This is a genomic window from Ruegeria aquimaris, assembly GCF_025751555.1.
Classification (GTDB): domain Bacteria; phylum Pseudomonadota; class Alphaproteobacteria; order Rhodobacterales; family Rhodobacteraceae; genus Ruegeria_B; species Ruegeria_B aquimaris.
The window spans coordinates 1-24,486 of sequence record NZ_JAOWLB010000002.1 but is presented as its reverse complement, the minus strand read 5'-3'; the positions used below and the strand labels follow the sequence as shown (position 1 = coordinate 24,486).

The 24,486-nt window shown below is 64.4% G+C and carries 22 protein-coding genes and 1 tRNA gene; 12 read left to right on the top strand and 11 right to left on the bottom strand.

Translation table 11 applies throughout. The annotated features are described in order from the left end of the window. Positions 1-78 precede the first annotated feature (78 nt). The 3 genes from OE747_RS02945 to OE747_RS02935 are packed head-to-tail and all read left to right on the top strand — an operon-like array spanning position 79 to position 2,674. Positions 79-915, top strand: coding sequence for an ABC transporter ATP-binding protein (locus OE747_RS02945; RefSeq protein WP_263388890.1), 837 nt, complete (start codon positions 79-81; stop codon positions 913-915). Next, positions 903-1,439 (top strand): hypothetical protein, encoded by a 537-nt coding sequence (locus tag OE747_RS02940; RefSeq protein WP_263827114.1) that lies wholly within the window; start codon positions 903-905, stop codon positions 1,437-1,439. The genes OE747_RS02945 and OE747_RS02940 overlap by 13 nt, the downstream gene beginning before the upstream one ends. A 14-nt stretch (positions 1,440-1,453) precedes the next feature. Next, positions 1,454-2,674, top strand: a complete 1,221-nt coding sequence (locus tag OE747_RS02935; protein ID WP_263827113.1) for a phenylacetate--CoA ligase family protein — start codon at positions 1,454-1,456, stop codon at positions 2,672-2,674. Between the two features lie 54 nt (positions 2,675-2,728). Here the strand turns inward: OE747_RS02935 and OE747_RS02930 are convergent, their stop codons facing one another. Then, positions 2,729-3,880 (bottom strand): adenylate/guanylate cyclase domain-containing protein, encoded by a 1,152-nt coding sequence (locus OE747_RS02930; RefSeq protein ID WP_263827112.1) that lies wholly within the window; start codon positions 3,878-3,880, stop codon positions 2,729-2,731. Positions 3,881-3,985: 105 nt separating this feature from the next. Here OE747_RS02930 and OE747_RS02925 point away from each other — a divergent pair, with 105 nt between their 5' ends. After that, positions 3,986-5,653, top strand: a complete 1,668-nt coding sequence (locus OE747_RS02925; RefSeq protein ID WP_263827111.1) for an ABC transporter permease — start codon at positions 3,986-3,988, stop codon at positions 5,651-5,653. Between the two features lie 10 nt (positions 5,654-5,663). Here the strand turns inward: OE747_RS02925 and OE747_RS02920 are convergent, their stop codons facing one another. The 5 genes from OE747_RS02920 to OE747_RS02900 form a co-directional block, all read right to left on the bottom strand. Beyond that, positions 5,664-6,539 carry an adenylate/guanylate cyclase domain-containing protein gene (locus OE747_RS02920; protein ID WP_263827110.1) on the bottom strand — a complete coding sequence of 292 codons (876 nt, stop codon included), beginning with the start codon at positions 6,537-6,539 and terminating at the stop codon, positions 5,664-5,666. A gap of 182 nt (positions 6,540-6,721) precedes the next feature. Next, positions 6,722-7,729: a Fe(3+) ABC transporter substrate-binding protein gene (locus OE747_RS02915; protein ID WP_263827109.1), complete on the bottom strand. Its 1,008-nt coding sequence runs from the start codon at positions 7,727-7,729 to the stop codon at positions 6,722-6,724. Between the two features lie 109 nt (positions 7,730-7,838). Continuing rightward, on the bottom strand, positions 7,839-9,446 hold the full coding sequence (locus OE747_RS02910) for an arylsulfatase (RefSeq protein WP_263827108.1): 1,608 nt from the start codon (positions 9,444-9,446) through the stop codon (positions 7,839-7,841). 134 nt (positions 9,447-9,580) lie between these two features. Beyond that, complete coding sequence (gene ykgO / locus OE747_RS02905; protein ID WP_011048967.1) at positions 9,581-9,706, bottom strand: type B 50S ribosomal protein L36; 126 nt, start codon at positions 9,704-9,706, stop codon at positions 9,581-9,583. 77 nt (positions 9,707-9,783) lie between these two features. Beyond that, a tRNA-Val gene (locus OE747_RS02900) sits at positions 9,784-9,858 on the bottom strand. A gap of 150 nt (positions 9,859-10,008) precedes the next feature. On the opposite strand from OE747_RS02900, the gene OE747_RS02895 reads away from it, so the two are divergent. Next, the gene (locus OE747_RS02895; RefSeq protein ID WP_263827107.1) at positions 10,009-10,869 is read left to right on the top strand and encodes an N-formylglutamate amidohydrolase; all 861 of its coding nucleotides are present in this window, start codon (positions 10,009-10,011) and stop codon (positions 10,867-10,869) included. A 112-nt stretch (positions 10,870-10,981) separates the two neighbouring features. Next, complete coding sequence (locus OE747_RS02890; RefSeq protein ID WP_263827106.1) at positions 10,982-12,604, top strand: DUF4139 domain-containing protein; 1,623 nt, start codon at positions 10,982-10,984, stop codon at positions 12,602-12,604. A 15-nt stretch (positions 12,605-12,619) separates the two neighbouring features. On the opposite strand, the gene OE747_RS02885 is transcribed toward OE747_RS02890, so the two are convergent. Beyond that, positions 12,620-13,882 carry a DNA polymerase IV gene (locus tag OE747_RS02885; RefSeq protein ID WP_263827105.1) on the bottom strand — a complete coding sequence of 421 codons (1,263 nt, stop codon included), beginning with the start codon at positions 13,880-13,882 and terminating at the stop codon, positions 12,620-12,622. A 68-nt stretch (positions 13,883-13,950) separates the two neighbouring features. Here OE747_RS02885 and OE747_RS02880 point away from each other — a divergent pair, with 68 nt between their 5' ends. After that, positions 13,951-14,385: an NUDIX hydrolase gene (locus tag OE747_RS02880; protein WP_263827104.1), complete on the top strand. Its 435-nt coding sequence runs from the start codon at positions 13,951-13,953 to the stop codon at positions 14,383-14,385. Between the two features lie 334 nt (positions 14,386-14,719). Here OE747_RS02880 and pyrF read toward each other — a convergent pair whose 3' ends face one another. Next, a complete protein-coding gene (pyrF, locus tag OE747_RS02875; protein ID WP_263827103.1) occupies positions 14,720-15,454 on the bottom strand; it encodes an orotidine-5'-phosphate decarboxylase in 735 nt (244 codons plus the stop codon). A 174-nt stretch (positions 15,455-15,628) separates the two neighbouring features. Continuing rightward, the gene (locus OE747_RS02870; RefSeq protein ID WP_263827102.1) at positions 15,629-15,889 is read right to left on the bottom strand and encodes a hypothetical protein; all 261 of its coding nucleotides are present in this window, start codon (positions 15,887-15,889) and stop codon (positions 15,629-15,631) included. A gap of 217 nt (positions 15,890-16,106) precedes the next feature. Between OE747_RS02870 and clpB the strand changes: the two genes are divergently transcribed. Further along, the gene (gene clpB, locus OE747_RS02865; protein ID WP_263827101.1) at positions 16,107-18,725 is read left to right on the top strand and encodes an ATP-dependent chaperone ClpB; all 2,619 of its coding nucleotides are present in this window, start codon (positions 16,107-16,109) and stop codon (positions 18,723-18,725) included. Positions 18,726-18,883: 158 nt separating this feature from the next. Further along, entirely contained in the window at positions 18,884-19,579 is a 696-nt protein-coding gene (locus tag OE747_RS02860; RefSeq protein WP_263827100.1) for a DUF6629 family protein, read from the top strand. A gap of 3 nt (positions 19,580-19,582) precedes the next feature. On the opposite strand, the gene OE747_RS02855 is transcribed toward OE747_RS02860, so the two are convergent. Further along, positions 19,583-19,978, bottom strand: a complete 396-nt coding sequence (locus OE747_RS02855) for a hypothetical protein (RefSeq protein WP_263827099.1) — start codon at positions 19,976-19,978, stop codon at positions 19,583-19,585. A gap of 131 nt (positions 19,979-20,109) precedes the next feature. Continuing rightward, positions 20,110-20,547, bottom strand: a complete 438-nt coding sequence (locus tag OE747_RS02850; protein ID WP_263827098.1) for a DUF302 domain-containing protein — start codon at positions 20,545-20,547, stop codon at positions 20,110-20,112. A 113-nt stretch (positions 20,548-20,660) separates the two neighbouring features. Here OE747_RS02850 and OE747_RS02845 point away from each other — a divergent pair, with 113 nt between their 5' ends. From OE747_RS02845 to msrQ, 3 genes are all read left to right on the top strand, one after another. Further along, a complete protein-coding gene (locus OE747_RS02845) occupies positions 20,661-22,214 on the top strand; it encodes an FMN-binding glutamate synthase family protein (RefSeq protein WP_263827097.1) in 1,554 nt (517 codons plus the stop codon). Positions 22,215-22,319: 105 nt separating this feature from the next. Next, positions 22,320-23,219, top strand: a complete 900-nt coding sequence (gene msrP, locus OE747_RS02840) for a protein-methionine-sulfoxide reductase catalytic subunit MsrP (protein WP_263827096.1) — start codon at positions 22,320-22,322, stop codon at positions 23,217-23,219. Positions 23,220-23,222: 3 nt separating this feature from the next. Then, positions 23,223-23,816: a protein-methionine-sulfoxide reductase heme-binding subunit MsrQ gene (msrQ, locus tag OE747_RS02835; protein WP_263827095.1), complete on the top strand. Its 594-nt coding sequence runs from the start codon at positions 23,223-23,225 to the stop codon at positions 23,814-23,816. Positions 23,817-24,486: the final 670 nt, after the last annotated feature.

Genomic DNA, 24,486 nt, shown 5'->3' with positions numbered 1-24,486 from the left:
TCGAACCCGGGACGGCGGTCCGCCGCCGTCCCACCCCGATCATCCCCGGCGAACCGGGGCCAATGAGGACAAGCGCGGATGCTGGATGCGGCAAATACCACGGATGCGCAGGTGGAAACCCTGCTGGAGGTCAACAATATCGAGGTGATCTACAATCACGTGATCCTCGTGCTCAAGGGTGTCAGCCTCACCGTGCCCAAGGGCGGGATAACCGCGCTGCTGGGTGGCAACGGCGCCGGCAAGACGACCACGCTCAAGGCGGTGTCGAACCTGCTGCATTCCGAACGCGGCGAGGTGACCAAAGGGTCGATCAAGTATCGTGGCGAGACCATTCACGAACAGGATCCGGCCGCGCTGGTGACCAAGGGCGTCATCCAGGTGATGGAGGGCCGCCATTGCTTCGAACACCTGACTGTCGAGGAAAACCTGCTGACCGGCGCCTATACCCGCAAGGATGGCGGCGCCAACATCCAGCGTGACCTGGAGATGGTCTATAACTACTTCCCCCGCCTCAAGGAGCGTCGCCGCAGCCAGGCGGGCTATACCTCCGGCGGTGAACAGCAGATGGTGGCGATGGGGCGGGCGCTGATGTCGCGGCCCGAGACCATCCTGCTCGACGAGCCCTCGATGGGTCTGGCGCCGCAGCTGGTCGAAGAGATCTTCGAGATCGTCCGCGACCTGAACCAGAAAGAGGGCGTGTCCTTCCTGCTGGCCGAACAGAACACCAACGTGGCGCTGCGCTATGCCCACTATGGCTATATCCTGGAATCCGGTCGCGTGGTGATGGATGGCCCCGCCAAGGAACTGCGCGAGAACCCGGATGTGAAGGAGTTCTATCTTGGCATGTCCGATGAGGGCCGCAAGAGCTTCCGCGATGTGCGCTCCTATCGCCGCCGCAAGCGGTGGCTGAGCTGATGCCGGGAGGGCTAACAGAGGCGATTTCGTTCGTCAAAGGTGCCTCGGAGCTTGTCGGGGCGCTTAGGTCCGAAGCTAGGACATCAAACGAGAGGAAAAATGCGGCATCGCTTCAGGCACTGCTGGACGTGCTTCGAGATATCTACTTTGCCCCAAGTGGCACACGAGCTGTCTTGGAGTTGTTGGCAGACGGACAGAGACCTAGTGAAGAACTGATTTCAACAGTTTTGCCCCGTTTCAATGACTTCGAGTATCGGTGGGAACGACGCCGGAGTCTGATCGATTTTGAAAGTGATGCTGCTTCGAGGCTTGGTTTTCACGCTCGCGAAACTCTTCATCGGATCAAAGTCGGGAAAGGTGGAGTAAGGACGAAAGTTCAAGAGTTGTTGAATGAACCACTAACCCTTGGTGGTGAGGTTCTGAGTGATCAAGCTACTGAATTACTGGGCGAGATCCAAAGATTGAATACTCAGATCGCTGATGCCGAGGAGATGATCATGAACCTCATGAAAGAAATTCAGTGATGCGGGATGGAAAGATGACTGACTTCTTCGACGGCCTCGAAACCCGTACCGACGATCAACGCGCCGCCGATCTGGCCTCGGCCTTGCCAGAGCAGATCGCCCGCGCGAAAACCGCGCCTGGCTTTGCCCGGTTGCTGGCCGATATCGACCCGGCCGCGATCACCGATGCCCAGGCGCTGGCGACGCTGCCGGTGCTGCGCAAGTCGGAACTCAGCCGGTCGCAGGGCGAACACCCGCCCTTTGGTGGCTTTACCGTCAAGCCCGCGCATGGGTTTGCCCATGTGTTCCAGTCGCCCGGCCCGATCTATGAACCGGGCGGTACCGATCATGACTGGTGGCGCATGGGTCGCTTCCTGCATGCCGCCGGGATCGGGCAGGGCGATATCGTCCAGAACTGTTTCGGCTACCACCTCACACCCGCCGGGATGATCTTTGAAAACGGCGCCCGGGCGGTCGGGGCGGCGGTGCTGCCCGCCGGAACCGGCCAGACCGAATTGCAGGTGACCGCCGCGCGCGATATCGGCTGCACCGCCTATGCCGGTACGCCCGATTACCTCAAGGTGATCCTGGACAAGGCCGAAGAGATGGGCGTCACGCTCAGCTTCACCAAGGCCGCCGTGGGCGGCGGCGCGCTGTTCCCGTCGCTGCGCAAGGAATATGCCGATCGCGGCATCTCGTGCCTGCAATGCTATGCCACCGCCGATCTGGGCAATATCGCCTATGAAAGCGTGGCGATGGAGGGGATGATCGTCGACGAACATGTGATCGTCGAGATCGTCACTCCCGGCACCGGCACGCCGGTGGCGCCGGGCGAGGTGGGCGAGGTCGTGGTGACCTCCCTCAATCCCGACTACCCGCTCATCCGCTTTGCCACCGGCGACATGTCGGCGGTGATGGCGGGCGCCTCGCCCTGCGGCCGCACCAACATGCGGATCAAGGGCTGGATGGGCCGCGCCGACCAGACCACCAAGATCAAGGGCATGTTCGTGCGCCCCGAGCAGGTGGCGGCCCTTGTCGACAAGCATTCCGAAATCGTCAAGGCACGGGTGATCGCCACCCGCGTGGGCGAGATGGATGCGATGACGGTCCAGATCGAAAGCCCCGGCGGCGACAGCAACGCCTATGCCCGTTCGGTCGCCGAGGTGCTCAAGCTGAAAGGCGCGATCGAGGTCGTGGCTCCCGGAAGCCTGCCCAAGGACGGGCTGGTGATCGAGGACCAGCGCCGCTACGACTAGGCGCCCGACCGTATCGGACAACAGGACCCCGCGCCGTGGCGCGGGGTTTTCTGTTCAGCCCTCGGGCGCAAAGACCGCAACCGGATCGGCCACACCCTTGACCACGTGCCGCCCCTTGTCCCGGTATCTCCGGCTGGACAGTTGCGCCACGTCGCCGGTGACCAGAACCGGCTCTTGCAACGCGGCGCACAGCCCCTCGACCCGCGCCACAAGGTTGACCGCCGCGCCGATCACGGTGAAATCCAGCCGTTCGCGCCCGCCGATATTGCCATAAAACACCTCGCCCAGATGCAGCGCCACACCGATGCGCACCGCCTCGGGCCAGTCCGGCGCCGCCATTGCCGCCCGCAGGTCATCCACCGCCGCCTCGGCGCGGGCAACCGCGCCTTCGGCATCCTGTTCAACCGGAAAAATCCCCAGAACCGCGTCGCCGATGAATTTCAGCACCTCGCCACCCTGGTCCAGAATGGCCCGGGTGATGCCTTCGAAAGCCTGGTTCAACAGGCCAATCACCTGCTCTGGCGGGTGCTCTGACGCGATCCGTGTGAACCCCCGGATATCGCTCATCCAGATCACCGCGCGGAGCGTGTCGCCGTCGCCGCGATGGATCTGCCCCTCCAGCACCCGCCGCCCCGCGCGCTGGCCCACGAACGTATCCATCAGCGTCTGCGCCAGCCGCCGCTGCACATGATGCTCGACCGCCACCGCAAGCGGCGGCACCAGATCACGCAACAGCGCGCGTTCGTCTGCGGAAAACCCGCCCGCCCGCTTGGTCTGGAGCGTCAACCCCTTGTAACTGCCATCGGCAAAGGGCAGGGCAAGCCCCAGGTAATGGGTGAATCCATCCGCCCGCAACTCGGCCCCGATGCCATATTCGCCCGGCGCGGCGACCGCGCCCAACCGCCAATCGACATCCTCGCCCCGGGCATAGATCGGATGCATCGGACTGTTGTGCAGCCGCTCCATCCCGACCTCGTCCCAGATCAGCTCGTTCTCCTTGGCGCCCGCGCCCGGCACCCAGATCGAGAAACTCGACCGCGCGATCGGATGCATCAGCGGCGCGCCGATCGTGGCCCGGTCGATGCGGAACCCCGCCGCCATCAGCCGCGCAACCAGCCCGTCGAGCACCGCCGCCAGACCGCTTTCGGCCCGCGCGCCGGTCAGCAGCCATCGGGTGATCTCGGCAGAGGTTCGGGTTGTCGTCATCGCGGCATTCCGTGGCAGAGGGCGCAAAAACGCGCAGCAGGCACTGGTATTTCCGACTAATCTGGTCGATTAAGGGGGAAAAGCAAACCCCGGACCAGACCCGCCATGGCCGAGATCCAGTATTCCGAACACGGTTCGCGCCGCCGCACGGCGCTGGGCACCCGCGTTCTGGGCGCGCTGGCCTATGCCATCGCCGCCGCCTGCTTGCTGCCGATGGTCGCCGTGGCGCTGGCGGCGCTGACTGGCGGCACCGATACGCTCGGCCACCTGCTCTCCACGGTTCTGCCCGGATACGCGGCAACCACGCTGTTGCTGGTGCTGCTGGTGGCGGCCGGAACCTTCTGCCTGGGGGTTGGCGCGGCCTGGCTGGTGACGATGACCCGCTTTCCCGGCGTCCGCCTGATGGAGATCGCGCTGGTCCTGCCGCTGGCCTTCCCGGCCTATGTGCTGGCCTATGCCTATACCTTCGTGCTTGACCACCCCGGCGTGGTGCAGACCACCCTGCGCCAGCTCAGCGGCTGGGGACCGCGCGACTACTGGTTCCCCGAGATCCGCTCGACCGAGGGCGCGGCGGTGATGCTGATCCTCGTGCTCTATCCTTACGTCTATCTGCTGGCGCGCGCCGCCTTCCTGCAACAAAGCGCCACCGCCTATCTTGCCGCCCGCGCGCTGGGGTCCAGCCCCTGGGCGGCGTTCTGGCGGGTGTCGCTGCCGATGGCCCGACCGGCTATCGCCGGTGGCGTGCTGCTGGCGGTGATGGAGACCATCGCCGATTTCGGCACCGTGGCCTATTTCGGCGTGCGCACCTTTGCCACCGGCATCTATACCAGCTGGTTCTCGATGGCCGACCGTGCGGCGGCGGCACAGCTGGCGCTGTGCCTGCTGGGCTTTGCCCTGATGCTGGCGGTGGCCGAGCGCACCCAGCGCGGCAAGGCGCGCTACTACCAGTCGGGCCGTCGCCACGCCGCCATGCCCGCGGGCGCGCTGAAAGGCTGGCGTGCCGCGGCGGCACTGGTGCTCTGCGCCATACCCGTTCTGCTGGGCTTTGTCTTGCCGGTGGTGATCCTGGTCCTGATGGGGCTGGAATCGGAACAGGACCTGCTGTCGCGGCGCTATGTCGGCTTTATCCGCAATTCGCTGATCCTGGCGGGCACGGCGGCGGTGGTCACGGTCACGGCCGCAATCTGTGTCGGTTTCTTCCAGCGCCTCCGCCCCGGGCGTTCGGCCCAGACCTCGGCCTATCTGGCGCGGCTGGGCTATGCGGTGCCGGGGGGCGTGATCGCGGTGGGGCTGATGGTGCCCTTCGCCTCGTTCGACAACGCGCTCGACGGCTGGATGCGGGCGACCTTCGGCGTCTCCACCGGCCTTTTGGTCACCGGCTCGATCTGGCTCCTGGTGGCGGCCTATATGGTGCGCTTCCTGGCCGCCGCGCTCAGCGCCTATGAGGGGGGCCAAAGTACCGTGCATGCCAATATGGACGCCGCCGCCCGCTCGCTGGGGCAGACGCCCTTTGGCACGCTGCGGCGTATCCACCTGCCGATCCTGACGCCGTCGCTGATGACCGCGCTGCTCATCGTCTTTGTCGACGTGATGAAGGAACTGCCGGCAACCCTGATCATGCGGCCCTTCAACTTCGACACGCTGGCGGTGCAGGCCTATCGTCTGGCCAGCGACGAGCGGCTCGAAGGTGCCGCCGTGCCCTCGCTGGTCATTCTCGCCGTGGGCCTCTTGCCGGTGATCCTGATCTGCCGCCAGGTCGGGCGCGGAAAGTAACCGCGCCGCCTCACTCGGGGATCAGGTCGTTGGTGGCATAGCTCAGCCGCGCGCCCGCCGCGCTCTGGTCTCCGGTCCCGAATAGCAGCACACCGGTGCCCATCAGGGGCACCGCCCGCCGGTGCACATCGACCGCGGGCCCGTCCTCGGGCAATACCGCGCTGCCCGCGCTGGAATGGTCGGCATATTCCAGAACCGCGCCGCGCAACTCCAGCCGTCCATGCTGGCGCGACACCCAGGGCTCGCTCAGCCGGATGTCGCAACCCTCGGCGCGGCCCACGGTCAGGCTCTGCCCCTCGGACAGGTGCCAGACCCCGTCGACGCTACGGAACTCGGCGCTCTCGGTACGCGCCCGCGTCAGCGCCGCAAAGCCCCCGGCGATGGTGGTGCGCCCGTCGCTGGCGCCCTGGGTGATCGAATAGACCCGTGTCGCCTCGGACTTGCCTTTCAGCCGGATCCGCCCGATCGGCAGGAATGCCTCACGCGCGCCGTCGTCCAGTGCCTCGACCGCCGCGTTCCCGGCCAGGATCTCACCCGCCTTGGCCAACGTCGCCAGCCGTGCCGCCACGTTTACCGCGTCGCCGAACATGTCGCCCCGGGTCTCCTCGGCCTCACCCCAATAGAGACCCGCATGAAGGTTCAGCCCATGCGGCCAGGGTTCGGCCAGCATCTGCCGCGCGGCGGCATAACCCCCTTCGGGCGCGTCGAACCGGCAAAGCGCATCGTCGCCCTGCATCTTGATGCAGCGTCCGCCGTTCTCCTCGGCGATCTCGCGCAACCGCGCCAGCATCGCGCCGACGCGCTCCATCGCCGGCTGCTGGCCTAACCTGTCATAAAGCGCGGTGCTGCCGGTGATGTCGGCCAGCAGGACAGATGTCATCGGCATGGTTCAACCCCGATGGAAGCAAAAAGGAACGTCAGAGAATACTGGCCCCAGCCTACGCCCCGGCTCCGGCCCGCGCAAATGAAAAGGGGCAGGCACCATGGCCCGCCCCTTCATTTTGCCCAACATACTCCGGGGGAGTCGCGCCCCGCGCGACGGGGGCGGAGCCCCCTCCGCCGGGTGGCTTACTTCCAGCCGACCTCGTTGAATATCTTCTGCGCCTCGGGGATATTGGCCGCCACATCCGACAGGTTGACCGCATCCGCCTTGAACGCGCCCAGCGCCGCCACGTTCTCGGCCAGGGCAACACCCTCAACCGCCGGGAACTCGTCATTGCCGTTCGAGAAATAGACCTGCGCCTGATCGCTGGCGAGGTATTCGAGGAACTTGATGGCATTGTCGCGGTTGGGCGCATGGGCGGCCACACCGGCGCCCGACAGGTTCATATGCGCGCCGTTGCCGTCCTGGTCGGGGAACACCCAGCCGATCATGTCGCGGCTGTCGGACAGGCCCTTGACATCGGTTCGGATCGCACGGGCAAAGTAATAGGTGTTCGACACCGCGATCTCGCACTCGCCCGACACGATGCCGCGCAGCTGGTCGGTATCGCCGCCCTGCGGATCGCGCGCCATGTTGGCAACCACGCCCTCGGCCCAGGCCTTGGCCGCGTCGCGCCCCTCGTGGGTGACGATGGCGGCCAGCAGGGTCTGGTTATACTCGTTGGTCGACGAGCGGATACAGACCTGCCCCTTGTATTTCGGGTCGGCCAGGTCGGCATAGGTCATCGGCGGCTCGCTCACGTCGGCCTTGTCGAAAAAGATGATCCGCCCGCGCTGGGAAAAACCGAACCACTGGTTGTCGGCGTCTTGCAGGTTGGCGGGAATACGCTCTTCCAGGATCGGGCTGTCGATGGCTTGCAGAATGCCCGCCTCCTTGGCGCGCGACAGGCGCGAGGTGTCGACGGTGATCAGGATATCGGCGGGCGAGTTCGCGCCCTCGGCCTGCATCCGGGCGACCAGCTCGTCGGCCTTGCCCTCGATCCGGTTGATGCGGATGCCGGTGGCCGCCTCGAAATCCGAATAGAGCCGCTCGTCGGTGTCGTAATGGCGCGACGAATAGACGTTCAACTCGCCCTCTGCGACAGCCGATGTGGCGATCAGGGCGGCGGCGATTGCGGTGGTGGTCTTCATCATGGCAGGGGTCTCTCGCGATTCCGGTTATCTGACTGATTTAGTCAATTACCTGAAACTCACGGTGATGCAAGTTAAAACCGATTATTTCAGTCGGGTAATTCTGCCGCAGTCATCCTTCGGCATTGTCCATCTGCCAGGCGGCAAGCAGCCGGGGCAGGGCGATGGTCCAGTCCAGCACGCCGGTCTTGTCAGCCCAGTCCTGATACTGGGCCACCAGCGCCGTTGCCCGGCTGGCCTCGCCCCGGATCAGGTCGTGCAGCTCGGTCCGGTCCGCTTCCATATCGTACAGCTCCCAGTCCTGCCCGTGCAGCCGCACCAGCTTGAACTGGCCCAGCCGAATGGCGCTGTTGCCCTCGTGCTCGAAAAAGATCGGCTGTTCGCGCTCCCAGTCCTTGCCGCGCAGCAGGCCCAGCAGGCTCTCGCCTTGCAGCGGCTGCATTCCATGCCCGCCCAGCTCCGCAACAGGTTGCGCGCCCGCGACTTCCAGGATCGTCGGCAGGATATCGACCACATGACAGGCGGCGTGCAGCGGCACAGGCGCCGCGATCCTGCCGGGCCAATGGGCGATCAGCGGGGTCGAGATGCCGCCCTCGTGCACGTAATGCTTGAACTTGCGGAAAGGCGCGTTCGACACATTGGCCCAGGGCTTGTCATAGCTCTGATAGGTCAGAGCGCTGCCGGGCATGATCTCGGGCCGGTTGCCCATCTCGATATGCCGCCCGTCATGGGTGGTGTCGGGAAAGAACTTGGCCCAGCCGTCCTCGGCCATGAACTCGGCGCATCCGCCATTGTCGCTGAGAAACAGGATGAGCGTGTTGTCGAACTGTCCCAGCCGTTTCAGCGCCGCCAGAAGCGTGCCGATGGACTGGTCCATCCGGTCCACCATGGCGGCATAGGTGGCCATCTTGCGCGCTTCCCAATCCTTGTGCGGTGCGGCCTCCCAGGGGCAGACATCCTCGTCGCGCGGGCTGATCTGCCAGTTGGTCTGAAACAGGCCCATCGCGTTCATCGTCTCGTGGCGGCTGCCGCGCAGCGCGTCCCAGCCGCGCCCATAGACCCCGTCATAGCGCGCGATATCTTGCGGATGGGCATGCAGCGGCCAATGCGGCGCGGTATGGGCGAGGTAGAGGAAAAAGGGTTGCTGCATCTCCACCGCCTCCTCGACCATGCCGATGGCCTTGTCGGTGATCGCGTCGGTGAAATAGAAATCGTCCGGCCAGGTTTCGACGCGGGTATCGTCCTCCAGCATGTAATGCGGCGAGAAGAAATGCGTGACGCCGTCGACGATGCCATAGAACCGGTCGAACCCGCGCTGGCGCGGGGTGGGGTGGTCGACATCGCCCACCCGCCAGCTGTCCACCTCGCGCGCCATGAAATCCCCGCCGACATGCCACTTGCCCGACATGCAGGTGCGATAGCCCGCCGCCCGCAGGTGCTCGGCGATGGTGGCGCAGTCGTTGCGCAGAAAGCCGCGATAGGCGGGCGTGCCCAGATCGGCCCCCATATGGCCGATCCCGGCATTATGCGGGTAAAGCCCGGTCAACAGCGACGCCCGTGTCGGGCAGCAGCGCGCGCAATTGTACATCGCCGTCAGCAGCGCCCCGTCACGCGCCAGCCCGTCGATATTGGGCGTGCGGATCTCGGAGCCGGTACAGCCCAGATCGGCAAACCCCAGGTCGTCGGCGAGAATGAGAATGATGTTGGGCTTGTCGGACATGGCGGCCTCCCTCTGCACAAGAGAAGCCTAACGCGCCCCGGCCCGGTGCGGGAACCAGGAAATCGCCGCCCCGAAACAACAAAACCGCGCCCAAAGGCGCGGTTTTGATTGAAGCTCGAATGTCTTGCGACAGTTCAGCCCTGGCGGGCTTTGAACTTGCGCTGCGTCTTGTTGATCACATAGACGCGGCCTTTGCGACGCACGACGCGGCAGTCCCGGTGGCGGGACTTGAGCGAGCGGAGCGAGTTCCTGACCTTCATGGTCGTCTCCAATTCCTGCGGCGCGGGCCAGCGCCTGGGTTACGCGGGTCCCCTGTGCGAACAGAGGCATGAAATCATGGTGGGCGGTACAAGGTTCGAACTTGTGACCCCTACGATGTCAACGTAGTGCTCTACCACTGAGCTAACCGCCCATGATTGCCGTCGCGCGCCTGCCCCAGAACGTAATGGGGCGCGGTAGCCCGCGCCGGTAAGCGGGGTCTATAAAAGGAGTCGGCGGGGGGATCAAGGGCTTTTGACCGAACTATTTTCCGGTCTATGATTTTGTTCAACAAGGAGCGTCCATGGTCCAAGCCGCCTACAATCTGTCCCTGCCGGGAAACCGCACCTCCTGCGTGGTATTTGCCTCGCCGCATAGCGGCTCGCACTACCCGCCGACCTTCCTGACCCAGACCATACTGGACAATCATTCGATTCGCTCCTCCGAGGACGCCTTTGTAAACACGCTGTTCGACGCCGCCCCCGATTTCGGCGCGCCGTTTCTTACCGCCGTCGCGCCCCGCGCCTATCTCGACCTCAACCGCAGCGCCGACGAGCTTGACCCGGCCCTGATCGAGGGCGTGCGCAAGGGCGGTCACAACCCGCGCGTCGCCTCGGGCCTGGGGGTGATTCCCCGCGTCGTGGCCGGAGGTCGGGCGATTTATCGCGGCAAGCTGCCCCTGGCCGAGGCGACCGCGCGCGTCAACCAGGTCTGGCGCCCCTATCACAACCGGCTTCAGCGGCTTCTGGACGAATCGCATGCGCGGTTTGGTCAGGCGATTCTGATCGACTGCCATTCGATGCCGCGCGAGGCGCTGGATGGCACCAGCCGCTCCCATTCCAAGCGACCCGAAGTGGTCCTGGGTGACCGGTTCGGCGCCTCGGCCTCGTCCGAGGTGGTCGACCGGGTCGAGGCCGCCTTTGCCACAGCCGGGTTGCACGTGGTGCGCAATTCGCCCTTTGCAGGCGCCTATGTGACCCAGGCCTATGGCCGCCCCTCGCGCCGCCAGCACGCGATCCAGATCGAGATCGACCGCGCCCTCTATATGGACGAGGCGACGATCAGCCCGAACGCCAATTTCGACGCGATGCGCGCGCTCTTGCGCGGCGTGGTCGCCGATATCGCGGCCATCGGGCCGGAGCGCATGCCACTGGCGGCCGAGTAGGGGCGGCCACCCGCCGCACCAGGCCGACGGGGCCGCTTTCAAGGAAAGCGGTTCCTATACCCCGCCCCGCGTGCAAAACTCGGCCCGCTACCCGTTTGAAGGAACCTTCTCGATGCGCGCCGCCCTTGTTCTTGCGTTCTGCCTGACCTCTCCCGCGCTGGCCGACACGTTTGTTCTGCGTGGCAGCCCGCAGGCGGTCACCGTCTATCCCGGGGTTGCCCGGGTCACGCGCCACCTGTCGCTGGATCTGCCCGCTGGCACGCATCAGATCGTTCTGCCCGACCTGCCGCCGGGCGCCGCCCATCAGACCCCGCGCATCGCGGTCACAGGCGCGGTTCTGGGCGCGGTCTCGCTGCGCGACAGCGCCCTCGACCCGCTGGCCGGCACCGACTCTCCCGCGATCGAGGCGGCGCGCGCTGCGGTCAAGGATGCGCGGGCGGCGCTGGACGGGCACGCCGATGCCGAGGCGGCCATCACCAGCCGTTCTGACGCCGCCGCCGCCCAGATCGCCTTTCTCGAACGGTTGGGCGGGGGGGATGCGCTGTCGGCGGATGCCACGGCGCTGGACGATCTGGTCTCGGTTGTCGGCACCCGGGTGCTGCAAGCCCGCCGCGACATGCTGGCCGCCCGGCAGGAATTGCGCGGCATGGCCGACGCACGCGAGGATCTGGAAGCGGCCCTTCGAGACGCCGAACAGGCGCTTGCCGCCCTGCTCACCGCGGGTAAGGATCGGGTGCAGGTCGTCGCCGCCCTCAACACCGACACCGCCGCCACCGCGCGGATCGAGCTGTCATATTTTGTCGAGGCAGATTGGCGCCCCACCTATGAATTCTCGCTGGCGCAGAGCGAACCGGCACAGTTGTCGATCAAGCGCGGCGCCGAGGTTGCACAATACAGCGGCGAGGATTGGCGCGATGTGATGCTGACGTTGTCCACCCTGCGGATCAGCGACACCATCGCCCCCCGCGATCTGTCGCCGCTTTGGCTGCGGATCGAGAAACCGGCCCCGCCGCAGCCCGCCCCGAAATTGCTATCACGAACAGAAAGCCTGTCCGAACCGTTGGCCGAGGCGCCGGTGATTTTCGACGAGGCCGCAGGCGCCTATGCCAGCTTTAACGACGTTGAGGCCAGCTATGCCTTCCCGAACCCGGTCACCGTGGCCAACGATGTCGACCAGGTGCGCCTGGCGCTCGATACCCTGGGGTTCGAGGCCGAGATCTTTGCCCGTGCCGTGCCGCTCCACGACGAAACGGCCTTTCTGATGGCGACGTTCACCAATACCTCGCCCGAGCCGATTTTCGAGAGTTACGAGAACAGCTTTTCGCTCGACAACACCCTCATCGGGCGCGGAAACACAGACCAGATCCCCGCCGGTGCCGAGGCGACGCTGGCCTTTGGTCCGGTCGAGGATCTGCGGCTGGATCGCGTCCGTCTGGACAAGAACGAAGGCGACAGCGGCATCATCAACCGCACCAATACCAGTCGCGAAGAGGTGCGGATCACAATCGAAAACCTCGGCGCCCGGAACTGGCCCGTCCGGTTGCTCGATCTTGTCCCGGTCTCGATGCAAGAGGATCTGGTGATCACCCATTCCGCCACCCCGCGCCCCGACATCGAAAACCCCGAGGACAAGCAGGGCCTGCTGGAATGGCGGTTCGACCTGGCGCCGGGCGCGGAAAAGTCGATCCTGCTCAGGCATGACATGCAATGGCCGCTGGACATGATCCTGCGCTGACCCCCGGCACCGGGTTCAGCGCATCCCGCGCCCCTTGATGATCGCGTCCGACCCGAACCGTCGGCGGATCTCGTCGGTGGCGCGCTCGGCGCGCGCCCGCTGCGCCGCCTGCGGGTCGAGCAGGTCGCCCGACACATCCGCCTCGGCCTCGGGGCACAGATGCGAGAGCCCGCAGCCCAGCAGGCGATAGGGCCCCTGATCCCCCAGCTGGTCGAACAGCGCGCGCGCGGTGCGATAGATCCGATCGGCCATCTGGGTCGGGTCGCGCAGCGCCTGTTGCCGCGACAGGATACGGTGATTGGCGCGTTTCAGCTTCAGCGTCACCACCCGCCCCGCCAGCCCGCGCGCCTTTGCCCGGTCGGCCACCTTTTCCGCCATCCGCCAGATATGGCCGTCCAGCACGTCTATACTGGCTGTGTCCTCGAAAAACGTGGTCTCGTTGCTGATCGACTTGATCGGATCATGCGCCGAAACCCGCCGGTGATCCTCGCCGCGCGCCAGATGCCACAGCCGCTGGCCCATGGCCCCGAACCGGGCAACCAGCGCCTCCTGATCCCAGCGCAACAGGTCGGTAAAGCTGCGAATGCCCGCGCGCTCCAGGCTCTCTTGCGCCGCCGGTCCGATGCCCCAGATCAGCCGCACCGGCTTGTCGCGCAGGAATTCCGCCGTCTCGGCCCGCCCGATCACCGAAAACCCGCGCGGCTTGTCCAGGTCCGAGGCCACCTTGGCCAGAAACTTGTTGTGGCTGAGCCCGATCGAGCCGGTCACGCCCAGCTCGTCCTTCATCCGCTTGACCAGCCGCGCCAGCATCACCGCGGGTGGATGCCCATGCAGCCGCTCTGTGCCGGACAGGTCCATGAACGCCTCGTCCAGCGACAGCGGCTCCACCACCGGGGTCAGCTCGTCCATCATCGCGCGGATCTGTTTCGACACCTCGGCATAGACCGACATGCGCGGCTTGATCACCACCGCATCGGGGCAGAGCTTCAGCGCCTGAAACATCGGCATGGCCGAGCGCACGCCGCGAATGCGCGCCACATAACACGCGGTCGAGACCACGCCGCGCCTGCCGCCGCCGATGATCACCGGCTTGTCGGCCAGGTCCGGATTGTCACGCTTTTCCACGCTGGCATAAAAGGCATCGCAATCCATATGCGCGATGGTCAGCGTGTCCAGTTCGGGGTGGCGCAGCACCCGTGGGCTGCCACAGGTCGGACAGCGCCGGGCCTCGCCGGTCCGGGCCAGGCATGCGCGGCAAAGTCCGGGTGCAGAGCTCATCGGGTGTATCCGAACGGAGAACGGGTTATATCACCCCTATCTAGACCGACTCGCAGCGGAGAGAAAAGGTGACACAGGACCAGACGGAGTTTTCCGGCGCCAAGCTGGCCCTGTTCCTGGGGCCGTCGCTGCTGGTGATCCGCCGCGACGACCGGGCCGATATCCCCTGGCCTGATCATTGGGACCTGCCCGGCGGCGGGCGCGACGGCGATGAAACCCCGCTCGACTGCGCTCTGCGCGAAACCCGCGAAGAGGTCGGGCTGATGGTGCCCGCTGATCAGGTGATCTGGCGTGTCAGTTACCCCCGGCCGCGTGGCCGCGTCTGGTTCTTTGCCGCGCATCTGCCCGCGAGCTGGGGCACGCAGGTCGTTCTGGGCGACGAGGGTCAGGAATGGCGGCTGATGCCGCCGCATGACTATGTCCGCCACCCCAAGGCGGTGCCGCATTTCGCCGAACAACTGGACAAATATCTTGGCAGCCCCGAATTCCGGCGGCGGGTCTGAACAGGTGATCCAAAACAATCTGTCGAGAAAGACCCCCCGCACACTGGGCGGGGGGAGGTAACGAACCTCAGGAAGACATGGTTCGTTGGGGAGTGTCTCGAGGATTAGGGTCGCTCAAAATCCCGCGGCGGAGTAGGCCCGAGTCGGCAAGACCCAAAACTCACCTTTTTGATGTGTTTTTGGGGGCACAGCGGCAAAATGGCGCGGAAATCGCGGAAAGACCTGTTTTTCAGGCTGTTAGGCAGGAAATCAGGCTGACGTAGGGTCACTTGATGCCTGCGCCGCGCCGCTCTTCAAGAACTTTTTGCCCCCGGTCGGCACCGCCGCGCCGGTGTCAGGCCCGGTTCGGCGCGATGGCTTGCGGCGAGGTCATTTCCCGCAGGATCGCTGCGACCGCGGCGCGCGGGTCGGCGGCGCGCACCACCGGACGGCCGACCACGATGTGGTCGGCACCATCGGCGATGGCGTTGGCGGGCGTGGCCACCCGTTTCTGGTCGCCCAGATCCGCGCCCGCCGGGCGCACCCCCGGCGTCACGATCAGCCGCCCGGACGCCTCGGGTAGGGCGCGGATGGCGGCGGCCTCCTGCGGGCTGGCGATGATCCCGTCGGCCCCTGCCGCAAAGGCACGCGCGGCGCGTTCGATCACCAGTTCGCTGACCGTACCGGGCAGCATCAGCCCGGCATCCAGGTCGGTGCGCTCCAGCGAGGTCAGGATGGTCACAGCGAGGATCTTAAGATCCTTGCCACCGGCGCCTTCCTTGGCGGCGCGCACCACATGCGGATCGCCATGCACGGTCAGGAAATCCAGATCGTACTGTGCCAGCCCGCGCACCGCCGCCTCGACCGTGTTGCCGATGTCGAAGAGTTTCATGTCCAGGAAGATGCGCTTGCCGTGTTCCTGCTTCAGCTCGTTGGCCAGCGCTAGCCCGCCACCCGTAAGCATGCCCAGCCCGATCTTGTAGAACGTCACCATGTCGCCCAGCCGTTCGGCCATGTTCAGCCCGTCCAGCGCGTTGGGGACGTCAAGGGCGACGATCAGGCGATCGTCTGCAAGGGGGGTATCGGTCATCTGGGGATCCTCCGGCAGGGGTCGCCCGTACATAGAGGGCAGGCCCTGCCGAGGCAAGCGCGGATCGGAATGCACCCGCAAGGTGCGGTCCCGCGCCTGAACGCCCCCTTGAGGGGGCATTACAGCCTTGGGCCGGGCGCCGCGCATCCGCGCGGCGCGGGCACGCCGACCGGGTTACGCCGCGCCCAGGGCGAGGCCTTCGTCGATCCGGAGTTCCTGCTTGCCCGAGCGGAATTCAGGCATCCGCCGCATCTGCCGCAACGCGTCGCCAACAAAGGCCTGCGCGCGCGAGACCGGATTGGCCTCGCCCGGAAGATCGAGTGAGCAGAACAGCGTCACGATTCGGTCGGCAAGCGTCAGGCAGACGCTGGCGGAATGGCGCGAGGTGTTGGCGCAATAGCTGTAGCGCGAGATTTCGATATTGGTGATCAGCATCACGGGTCTCCATGTTCTGGAACCATGTGACACCGGAAATATTGCCAAATAGGGGCGACAATAGGGGAAAATAGGGAAAACTGTATCAGATTGAGGCTTCTTGGGGCCAAGCTCTTGAAGCCGGGGGAATAGTTCCCAGATTGGGTTCGAGGCCCATACCGCCGCGTGCTGCTAGGCAGGCGCAGGCAAGACAGGGCGCTTGGAAAAGGAGAGAAAGATGGACTTGTCCAAGTTCACCGAGCGTGCACGCGGTTTCGTGCAGGCGGCGCAGACCATTGCACTGCGCGAGGGGCACCAGCGGCTGGCGCCCGAACACCTTCTCAAGGCATTGATGGATGACGATCAGGGGCTGGCGAGCAACCTGATCACCCGCGCCGGTGGCGCGCCGTCGCGCGTGGTCGAGGCGCTGGACGTGGCGATGTCGAAACTGCCCAAGGTCAGCGGCGACGCGGCCCAGGTCTATCTCGACGGCCAGACCGCCAAAGTGCTGGACGAGGCAGAGCAGATCGCCAAGAAGGCGGGCGACAGCTTTGTTCCGGTCGAGCGTGTGCTGATGGCGCTCTGCATGGTCAAATCCAAGGCCAAGGAGGCGCTGGATGCCGGTTCTGTGACCGCGCAAAAGCTCAACGAGGCGATCAACGACATCCGCAAGGGCCGCACCGCCGATACGGCGAGCGCGGAAGAGGGCTATGACGCGCTCAAGAAATACGCCCGCGACCTGACCGAGGCCGCCGCCGAGGGCAAGATCGACCCGATCATCGGACGCGACGAGGAAATCCGCCGCTCGATGCAGGTGCTCAGCCGCCGGACCAAGAACAACCCCGTCCTGATCGGTGAGCCGGGCGTCGGCAAGACCGCCATCGCCGAGGGCCTGGCGCTGCGCATCGTCAACGGCGATGTGCCCGAGAGCCTGCGCGACAAGAAGCTCCTGGCGCTCGACATGGGCGCGCTGATTGCCGGTGCGAAATATCGCGGCGAGTTCGAGGAGCGGCTCAAGGCCGTGCTGAACGAGGTGACCGCCGCTGCGGGCGAAATCATCCTGTTCATCGACGAGATGCACACGCTGGTCGGTGCCGGGAAATCCGACGGCGCGATGGACGCGGCCAACCTGATCAAACCGGCGCTGGCGCGGGGCGAATTGCACTGCATCGGTGCCACCACGCTGGATGAATACCGCAAATACGTGGAAAAAGACGCGGCGCTGGCCCGCCGGTTCCAGCCGGTGATGGTCGAGGAGCCGACCGTCGAGGACACGATCAGCATCCTGCGCGGCATCAAGGAGAAATACGAGCTGCACCACGGTGTGCGCATCTCGGACTCGGCGCTGGTCTCGGCGGCGACGCTCAGCCATCGCTATATCACCGACCGGTTCCTGCCGGACAAGGCGATCGACCTGATGGACGAGGCGGCCAGCCGCCTGCGGATGGAGGTCGACAGCAAGCCCGAGGAACTGGACCAACTCGACCGTCAGATCCTGCAAATGCAGATCGAGGAAGAGGCGCTGAAGCGCGAGGACGATGCCGCATCCAAAGACCGGCTTGCCACGCTGCAAAAGGACCTTGCCGAGTTGCAGGAACGCAGCGCCGAAATGACCGCCCAATGGCAGGCGGCACGGGACAAGCTGGCCTCGGGGCGTGACCTCAAGGAACAGCTCGACCGTGCCCGCGCCGAACTGGAGATTGCCAAGCGCGAGGGCAACCTGGGCCGCGCGGGTGAACTCAGCTATGGCATCATCCCGGGGCTGGAGAAGCAGCTGGCCGAGGCGGAAACCCGCGAGGACACCGGCTTGATGGCCGAGGAAACCGTCCGCCCCGAACAGATCGCGGCGGTGGTCGAACGCTGGACCGGCATCCCGACGTCGAAGATGCTCGAAGGCGAGCGGGAGAAGCTTCTGCGCATGGAAGACGAGCTGCACAAGCGCGTCATCGGCCAGAACGCGGCCGTCACCGCCGTGGCCAACGCGGTGCGCCGCGCACGCGCTGGGCTCAACGATGAAAACCGCCCGCTGGGCTCGTTCCTGTTCCTCGGGCCGACCGGTGTGGGCAAGACCGAACTGACCAAGGCGGTGGCCGAATACCTCTTTGACGACGACGCCGCGATGGTGCGCATCGACATGTCCGAGTTCATGGAGAAACACGCGGTCGCCCGCCTGATCGGCGCGCCTCCGGGCTATGTCGGCTATGACGAGGGCGGGGTGCTGACCGAGGCGGTCCGCCGCAGGCCCTATCAGGTGGTGCTGTTCGACGAGGTGGAAAAGGCCCACCCGGACGTATTCAACGTGCTCTTGCAGGTGCTCGACGACGGCATGCTGACTGACGGTCAGGGCCATCATGTCGACTTCAAGCAGACGCTGATCGTGCTGACCTCGAACCTCGGCAGCCAGGCGCTCAGCCAGCTGCCCGAAGGCTCCGACGCCAGCGCGGCGCGGCGCGACGTGATGGATGCGGTCCGCGCGCATTTCCGGCCCGAGTTCCTGAACCGGCTCGACGAGACGATCATCTTCGACCGTCTCAAGCGCGCCGATATGGACGGGATCGTGTCGATCCAGCTGGCCCGCCTGGCCAAGCGTTTGGCCACCCGCAAGATCGGGCTGGACCTGGACGACGCGGCGCGGACCTGGCTGGCGGATGCGGGCTATGACCCGGTCTATGGCGCCCGCCCGCTCAAGCGCGTGATCCAGCGCGACCTGCAAAACCCGCTGGCCGAGAAGCTGCTGGCGGGCGAGATCAAGGACGGCGAGACCATCGCCATCACCGCCGGGGACGAGGGGCTGATCATCGGCGACCGCGTGGTCAGCTCGAACCGCCCGCGCCCGGATGACGCTGTGGTCCACTGATCCGCGACACTGCAACAGAAAGGCCCGCCAGCACCGGCGGGCCTTTTCTTATCCGGCATTGTCGGTTGAGCATCCCTGCCAACGAAAGGAGCCGCCCGGACAACCGGGCGTTTGCCCCTCCCGCTCCTGTCGCCTAAGCTTGCGCCAAGGAGGCTCCCATGTGCTTTTCCGCCACCTCAAGCTTTGTCGCCGGCACCGTCCTGATCGCGGGCGGGGCGGTCTCGTTGCGCAGGGCGCGCGACCTGCGGCCGCGGTTCCTCGGCTTTGCCGCATTTCCCCTGCTCTTCGGGGTCCAGCAGATGTCCGAGGGTATCCTGTGGCTTTCGCTCGATGGCCCGGACGTGGCACAGCCCGGCGGTGCGGCGCTGGTGTTTCTGTTCTTTGCCTATTGGTTCTGGCCCTTCTGGGTGCCACTCTCCGCAGCCCTGGTCGAGCCTGACCGCACCCGCCAACGGCTGTTTGCGGGACTGGCCGCCTTTGGCTTCTGCCTTGGCGCGGCGCTGTACCTGCCGGTGCTGGTCAACCCCGACACGCTCGACATCTATCTGGTCCGGCATTCGATCCAGTATGAAAACCCGGGCATGTTCCCCGGCGAGACCGCCAAGACGATCGCACGCCTCGTTTACGCCCTGGTGATCTGCCTGCCGTTGCTGGGATCCTCCCATCGGCAGGTGCGCATCTTTGGTGTGCTGATCGTGGCCTCGGTCGCGGCGGGCTTTGTCTTTGCCGCCTATGCCTTCACCTCGATCTGGTGTTTCCTGGCCGCGCTGATCTCGGGTTACATCGTTTACATGATGTCCGCCCTGGCGCGCGACGACCGCGCGGGCGACCCGGCACGGCGCACCCAGTCCTGAGCCTTACCCGCTGGCGGTCCGCTCGTCACAGGTCTTCTTGGCCTGACTGACCGTCAGCGTGTTGCCGATGATCCCGACATCATTGGTCAGGGCAGGGGCGCTTCCCTGAGGCGGCGGCGCAAAGCCAAAGGTCACCGCCCGTTCACCCGGTCGGGCACGGCTGGGCGATGGCCCCTGCCAGACATAGATGCGCTGGCTGCCGGGCAGGCCCAACCGGGTCAGCGCATGGTCGCCCACGCCGCACCAATAGATCGCGTTTTCGGAAAACGCGGCCACCACCTCGATCAACCCGCCCGCCACCGGATAGGCGGCCGATCGGGATTCGTTTCCAGCCGCCGCCGCGGTCGCGGTCACAATGGTTGCCAGACTTGCAATGTGGCACAGATCAACTCTCGGCATCAGGGCGCTCCTTTCCTCTGAAAGGGATACGCGCGGAGGCCCGGAACGGATCGAAACTGGCCGTTCTTGATGGTACAAAACGGTCAATCCCACCCTGGAGCGGCGTACAAAACGGTCAATTTGGTCCGAATTTACTGGTCGACGGCCTCGCGCACGATTCCGTCCAAGAGCCCCTGAACCTCCTGCATCGGCCCCTCGGGATAGCCTCGGAACCCGACCAGCACCTCTTCCGATCCGGCTTTCTGGGCGACGAAGATCCCATAGGGGCAGAACACGATGTTCATCGGATCCGCCTCCATCACCCGGCGCGATACGGTGGCCGAGCAGAACGTGTAAACCTCGGCCTTTTCAAACAGAACCACGTCCGATCCCACGTCGGCCCGGGTGCGCTCCAGCATGTCCCCCACATGGCTGACATGGTCTATGACCAGCCCGCGTCCGACAATCGCGCTTTCCACGGCAAAGGCGACATCGGAAAAACTTTCGTCGGTTGAATAGGTTACCATGTCCTGAGCGGATACGGCGGTTGCGGTTGCCGCAAGTGTCAGTGCCAGCATTAACTGTTTCATAGCGCTTCTCCCTTTGTGATGTGACGCGCCTTGCACGACGCGCCAATCGGTTACAGTCTTGAACCACAGATCACATCCGTCCTTGAGACATATCAATATATCGGAGTTCCGGCATGGGTTTCGCGTATAATTCCATTGAAGTGATGGCCATCATCTTCATCGGCGTCCTTGGCCTGGCCGCGCTTCTGTTTGTCGTCCTTTTCTTTGTCGACAGGTTCCAGACACAGGATGCGATCCGTCGAAACTACCCGGTAATCGGGAGATTTCGTAATATTTTCACAGAGTTAGGCGAGTTCTTTCGGCAGTATTTCTTTGCCATGGATCGCGAGGAAATGCCGTTCAACCGGGCGCAGCGCAACTGGGTCTACAATGCCAGCGAGGCCAAGGGGAACACGGTGGCCTTTGGCTCGACCCGCAACCTGAGCATCCCCGGTACTCCGATTTTTATGAACGCGCCCTTTCCGCCGCTCGACGACCAATATGCCACGACCGAACCGATGCTGATCGGGCCGACCTGCCGCCAACCCTATCTTGCGCCGTCCTTTTTCAACATTTCTGGCATGTCCTATGGCGCGATTTCCAAGCCCGCGGTCAAGGCCCTGTCACGCGGCGCAAAGGTGGCGGGGGTCTGGCTGAACACTGGCGAAGGCGGCTTGTCGCCCTACCACCTCGAAGGGGGTTGCGACATCGTTTTTCAGATCGGCACGGCCAAGTTCGGGGTGCGTGATGCCGAGGGTAACCTGAGCGACGAGAAACTGCGCGAGGTGGCGGCGCTGCCCCAGGTCAAGATGTTCGAAATCAAGCTGAGCCAGGGTGCCAAACCGGGCAAGGGCGGCATCCTGCCCGCTGCCAAGATCGATGAGGAGGTCTCGAAAATCCGTGGCGTTCCAATGGGTAAGGACGCGATCTCGCCCAACCGGCACCGCGAGGTCGACGATTTCGACGGGTTGCTCGACCTGATCAATCACGTGCGCGAGGTCACCGGCAAGCCCGTTGGGATCAAGACCTGCATGGGCTCGGCCGACCCCTGGTTCGAGTTTTTCCGCAAGATTCGCGAACGCGGCGACGACAGCGCGCCGGACTTCATCGCGGTCGATGGTGGCGAGGGCGGTACCGGCGCGGCGCCCATGCCGCTGATCGACCTGGTGGGCCTGCCGCTGCGCGAGGCGCTGATCCGCATGGTCGACCTGCGCGACCTTGCGGGCCTGCACGACCGCATCCGCATCATCGCCGCCGGCAAGCTGGTCGCCCCGGGCGACGTCGCCTGGGCAATTTGCCTAGGCGCCGATTTCATCGCTTCTGCGCGTGGGTTCATGTTCTCTTTGGGATGCATCCAGGCGCTTAAGTGCAACAAGAACACCTGCCCGACCGGGATCACAACCCACATCCCCTCTCTGCAAAAGGGGCTTGTGGTGCAGGAAAAGGAAAAGCGTGTGGCCGCCTATGCGCGTGCCGTGATCGGCGAAGTCGAGACCATCGCCCATTCGGTCGGTGTGGCCGAACCCCGGCAGATGCGCCGACGGCATGTCCGGATCGTCTGCGACGATGGAACCTCGGTGCAGATGAATGACCTTTACCCTTCGGTATTGCTCGGCGCCGAGGGCGTGGCGCGGGCGCGCGGCAACAAGCAATTCGAGGAGGGGTTGAAGCGTCTCGGCGTTGTCTGACGCGTCAATTGTTTCAGGTTGGCAACGCAGCTGTGAAGCGAGTTGCGTTGGCGGTTTGGTCCGTCGGCTCTACACTCTTCGGATGTGAAAGTAACGGAGTGCCCGATGGCCCATCGCTGGAACAATGACCTTAGCCGTGCCGACATCACGCCCGAGGCCGCTTTCTTGAACCGCCGCCATGTGTTGGCCGGTCTGGCCGCAAGCGGCCTGACGGCGGTTGCCGGGCGGGCAAGGGCAGAAACGCTTGAGCCGAACAGTTGGGAAGAGATCACCGGTTACAACAACTTCTACGAGTTCGGCACCGGCAAGGGCGACCCGGCGGAATACGCCCATCTGCTGACCACCAAGCCATGGTCGGTCAAGATCGACGGCATGGTCGACCGGCCCGGCGACTATGACTTTCAGGACATTATGTCGGAAATGACGGTCGAGGAACGAATCTATCGGTTCCGCTGCGTCGAGGCCTGGTCGATGGTGATCCCCTGGAACGGGTTCGAACTGGCAGATCTGCTTGCCATGGCCGGGGTAAAGGAGGGGGCGAAATACGTCGCCTTTGAAACTCTCTACCGGCCCGAGGAAATGCCCGGCACCCGCTATCCGGTGTTGGAGTGGCCCTATCGCGAGGGGCTCAGGCTGGACGAGGCGATGCACCCGCTGACCCTGATGGCGACCGGCATTTATGGCAGGCCGCTGCCCAACCAGAATGGCGCGCCGCTGCGGCTGGTGGTGCCATGGAAATACGGGTTCAAGTCGATCAAGTCGATCGTGCGGATCACCCTGACCGACAAGGAGCCGCCGACCAGCTGGAACATGGCGATCCCCAGCGAATACGGGTTCTACAGCAACGTGAACCCCGAGGTCAGCCACCCGCGGTGGAGCCAGGCGAGCGAACGCAAGATCGGTGGCGGGTTCTTTGTCAAACGGGTACCGACATTGATGTTCAACGGGTACGAAAAAGAGGTCGCCGGGCTTTACGAAGGTATGGATCTGGCGAAATACTTCTGAACCGTGGATCGTGTGAACGGATATCTCCGCCGGGTGCCGGTTTGGCTGGTCTATATGATTGGCGTTTTACCTGTACCGGTTTGGCTGTGGCTTGGGATAACCGGGCAGCTTGGCATTGATCCCGTCAAGGAGATCGAGCATCGGCTTGGCGAACTGGCGTTGCAAAGCTTGATCCTTGGTTTGGGGATCACTCCCTTGCGGCGCTATCTCGGTCTCAATCTGATGAAGTTCCGCCGCTCAATTGGCGTGTTGGCGTTCTACTATGTCAGCTGCCACCTGCTCGTCTGGCTGGTGCTGGACGTTCAGATACCGGCCCAGATCTGGGCGGATATCCTCAAGCGCCCCTATATCACCATTGGTATGGTCGGGTTCGCGCTCTTGCTGCCGCTGGCGATGACCTCGAACAACTGGTCGGTGCGGAGGCTGGGTAACGCGTGGCGCCGTTTGCACCGTCTTGTCTACCCAGCGGTCGTGTTGGGCGCGATCCATTACCTGATGCTGGTCAAGGGATTCCGGTTCGAACCGCTGATCTATCTCGGCATGATTCTACTTCTTCTTGCACTGAGGTTACCAGCCTTCCGGCGCCGAACAGCTTGATGACCCGACTTTGTCGGGGGGGATTTTCCGGGGAGCAAGTACTGCCCGATGATTCCGTGAGGGCGGTTGGTGGGGCGATCTTCGAGAGGAACTCTGCTGTTGTGGTGAGCCCGTGCTTTGCCCTCATGTTCGGGGGATCGCCGGATTCTCCCGGGGATTCTGGTTACCAGAGCTTGTCAGCGAGCCGGGTTTCTTGGGGTTTGGTGATGCTGGGGCTTTCTAACCGTATGAAATCATGGGGCTCCGAAGATTTTGGAAGTTTTTTGATTTTTTTGTAAAAAGGGCCTTGCGGCTGTTGGGGAGAGACCGTAGATAGCGCTTCACCGGCGGCGCTGAGGTGCTGCGGACGGGTCGGAGAGACGGCTGGACACGCTGGAGAGACGGCGGCATTCGAGGTATGATCGGGGCGGGCGCGCTGAGGGATTGGCGCATCGGTCTTGTTTTTGGCCTCTGGGTTGCAGTGCTGTTTGACATTGATGGATGACTGAAGAGATATGCGGGCGGTTTGGTTCGTTTCGATGGACGAATGTCTGTATATCGCACTCTTAGGTGATGGTGTTTGCGTCCGAGTGGCGTGAGCGGTAGCGCCGATAATGGAGTGTCAGCTTCACTGTTTGAGCGTGCAACGTTTCTTTTGGAACGATGTACATCAGACAGATGACTCTTGGTT

Bases quoted from the DNA above. Each gene is read 5' to 3' on its own strand.
- OE747_RS02870 (WP_263827102.1), bottom strand. From the start codon at position 15,889: ATGCTGATCACCAATATCGAAATCTCGCGCTACAGCTATTGCGCCAAC.
- OE747_RS02855 (WP_263827099.1), bottom strand. From the start codon at position 19,978: ATGCCGAGAGTTGATCTGTGCCACATTGCAAGTCTGGCAACCATTGTG.
- OE747_RS02885 (WP_263827105.1), bottom strand. From the start codon at position 13,882: ATGAGCTCTGCACCCGGACTTTGCCGCGCATGCCTGGCCCGGACCGGC.
- OE747_RS02930 (WP_263827112.1), bottom strand. From the start codon at position 3,880: ATGACGACAACCCGAACCTCTGCCGAGATCACCCGATGGCTGCTGACC.
- OE747_RS02945 (WP_263388890.1), top strand. From the start codon at position 79: ATGCTGGATGCGGCAAATACCACGGATGCGCAGGTGGAAACCCTGCTG.
- OE747_RS02920 (WP_263827110.1), bottom strand. From the start codon at position 6,539: ATGCCGATGACATCTGTCCTGCTGGCCGACATCACCGGCAGCACCGCG.
- OE747_RS02935 (WP_263827113.1), top strand. From the start codon at position 1,454: ATGACTGACTTCTTCGACGGCCTCGAAACCCGTACCGACGATCAACGC.
- clpB (WP_263827101.1), top strand. From the start codon at position 16,107: ATGGACTTGTCCAAGTTCACCGAGCGTGCACGCGGTTTCGTGCAGGCG.
- OE747_RS02845 (WP_263827097.1), top strand. From the start codon at position 20,661: ATGGGTTTCGCGTATAATTCCATTGAAGTGATGGCCATCATCTTCATC.
- OE747_RS02860 (WP_263827100.1), top strand. From the start codon at position 18,884: ATGTGCTTTTCCGCCACCTCAAGCTTTGTCGCCGGCACCGTCCTGATC.
- OE747_RS02850 (WP_263827098.1), bottom strand. From the start codon at position 20,547: ATGAAACAGTTAATGCTGGCACTGACACTTGCGGCAACCGCAACCGCC.
- OE747_RS02925 (WP_263827111.1), top strand. From the start codon at position 3,986: ATGGCCGAGATCCAGTATTCCGAACACGGTTCGCGCCGCCGCACGGCG.
- OE747_RS02915 (WP_263827109.1), bottom strand. From the start codon at position 7,729: ATGATGAAGACCACCACCGCAATCGCCGCCGCCCTGATCGCCACATCG.
- OE747_RS02890 (WP_263827106.1), top strand. From the start codon at position 10,982: ATGCGCGCCGCCCTTGTTCTTGCGTTCTGCCTGACCTCTCCCGCGCTG.
- OE747_RS02910 (WP_263827108.1), bottom strand. From the start codon at position 9,446: ATGTCCGACAAGCCCAACATCATTCTCATTCTCGCCGACGACCTGGGG.
- pyrF (WP_263827103.1), bottom strand. From the start codon at position 15,454: ATGACCGATACCCCCCTTGCAGACGATCGCCTGATCGTCGCCCTTGAC.
- OE747_RS02895 (WP_263827107.1), top strand. From the start codon at position 10,009: ATGGTCCAAGCCGCCTACAATCTGTCCCTGCCGGGAAACCGCACCTCC.
- ykgO (WP_011048967.1), bottom strand. From the start codon at position 9,706: ATGAAGGTCAGGAACTCGCTCCGCTCGCTCAAGTCCCGCCACCGGGAC.
- msrP (WP_263827096.1), top strand. From the start codon at position 22,320: ATGGCCCATCGCTGGAACAATGACCTTAGCCGTGCCGACATCACGCCC.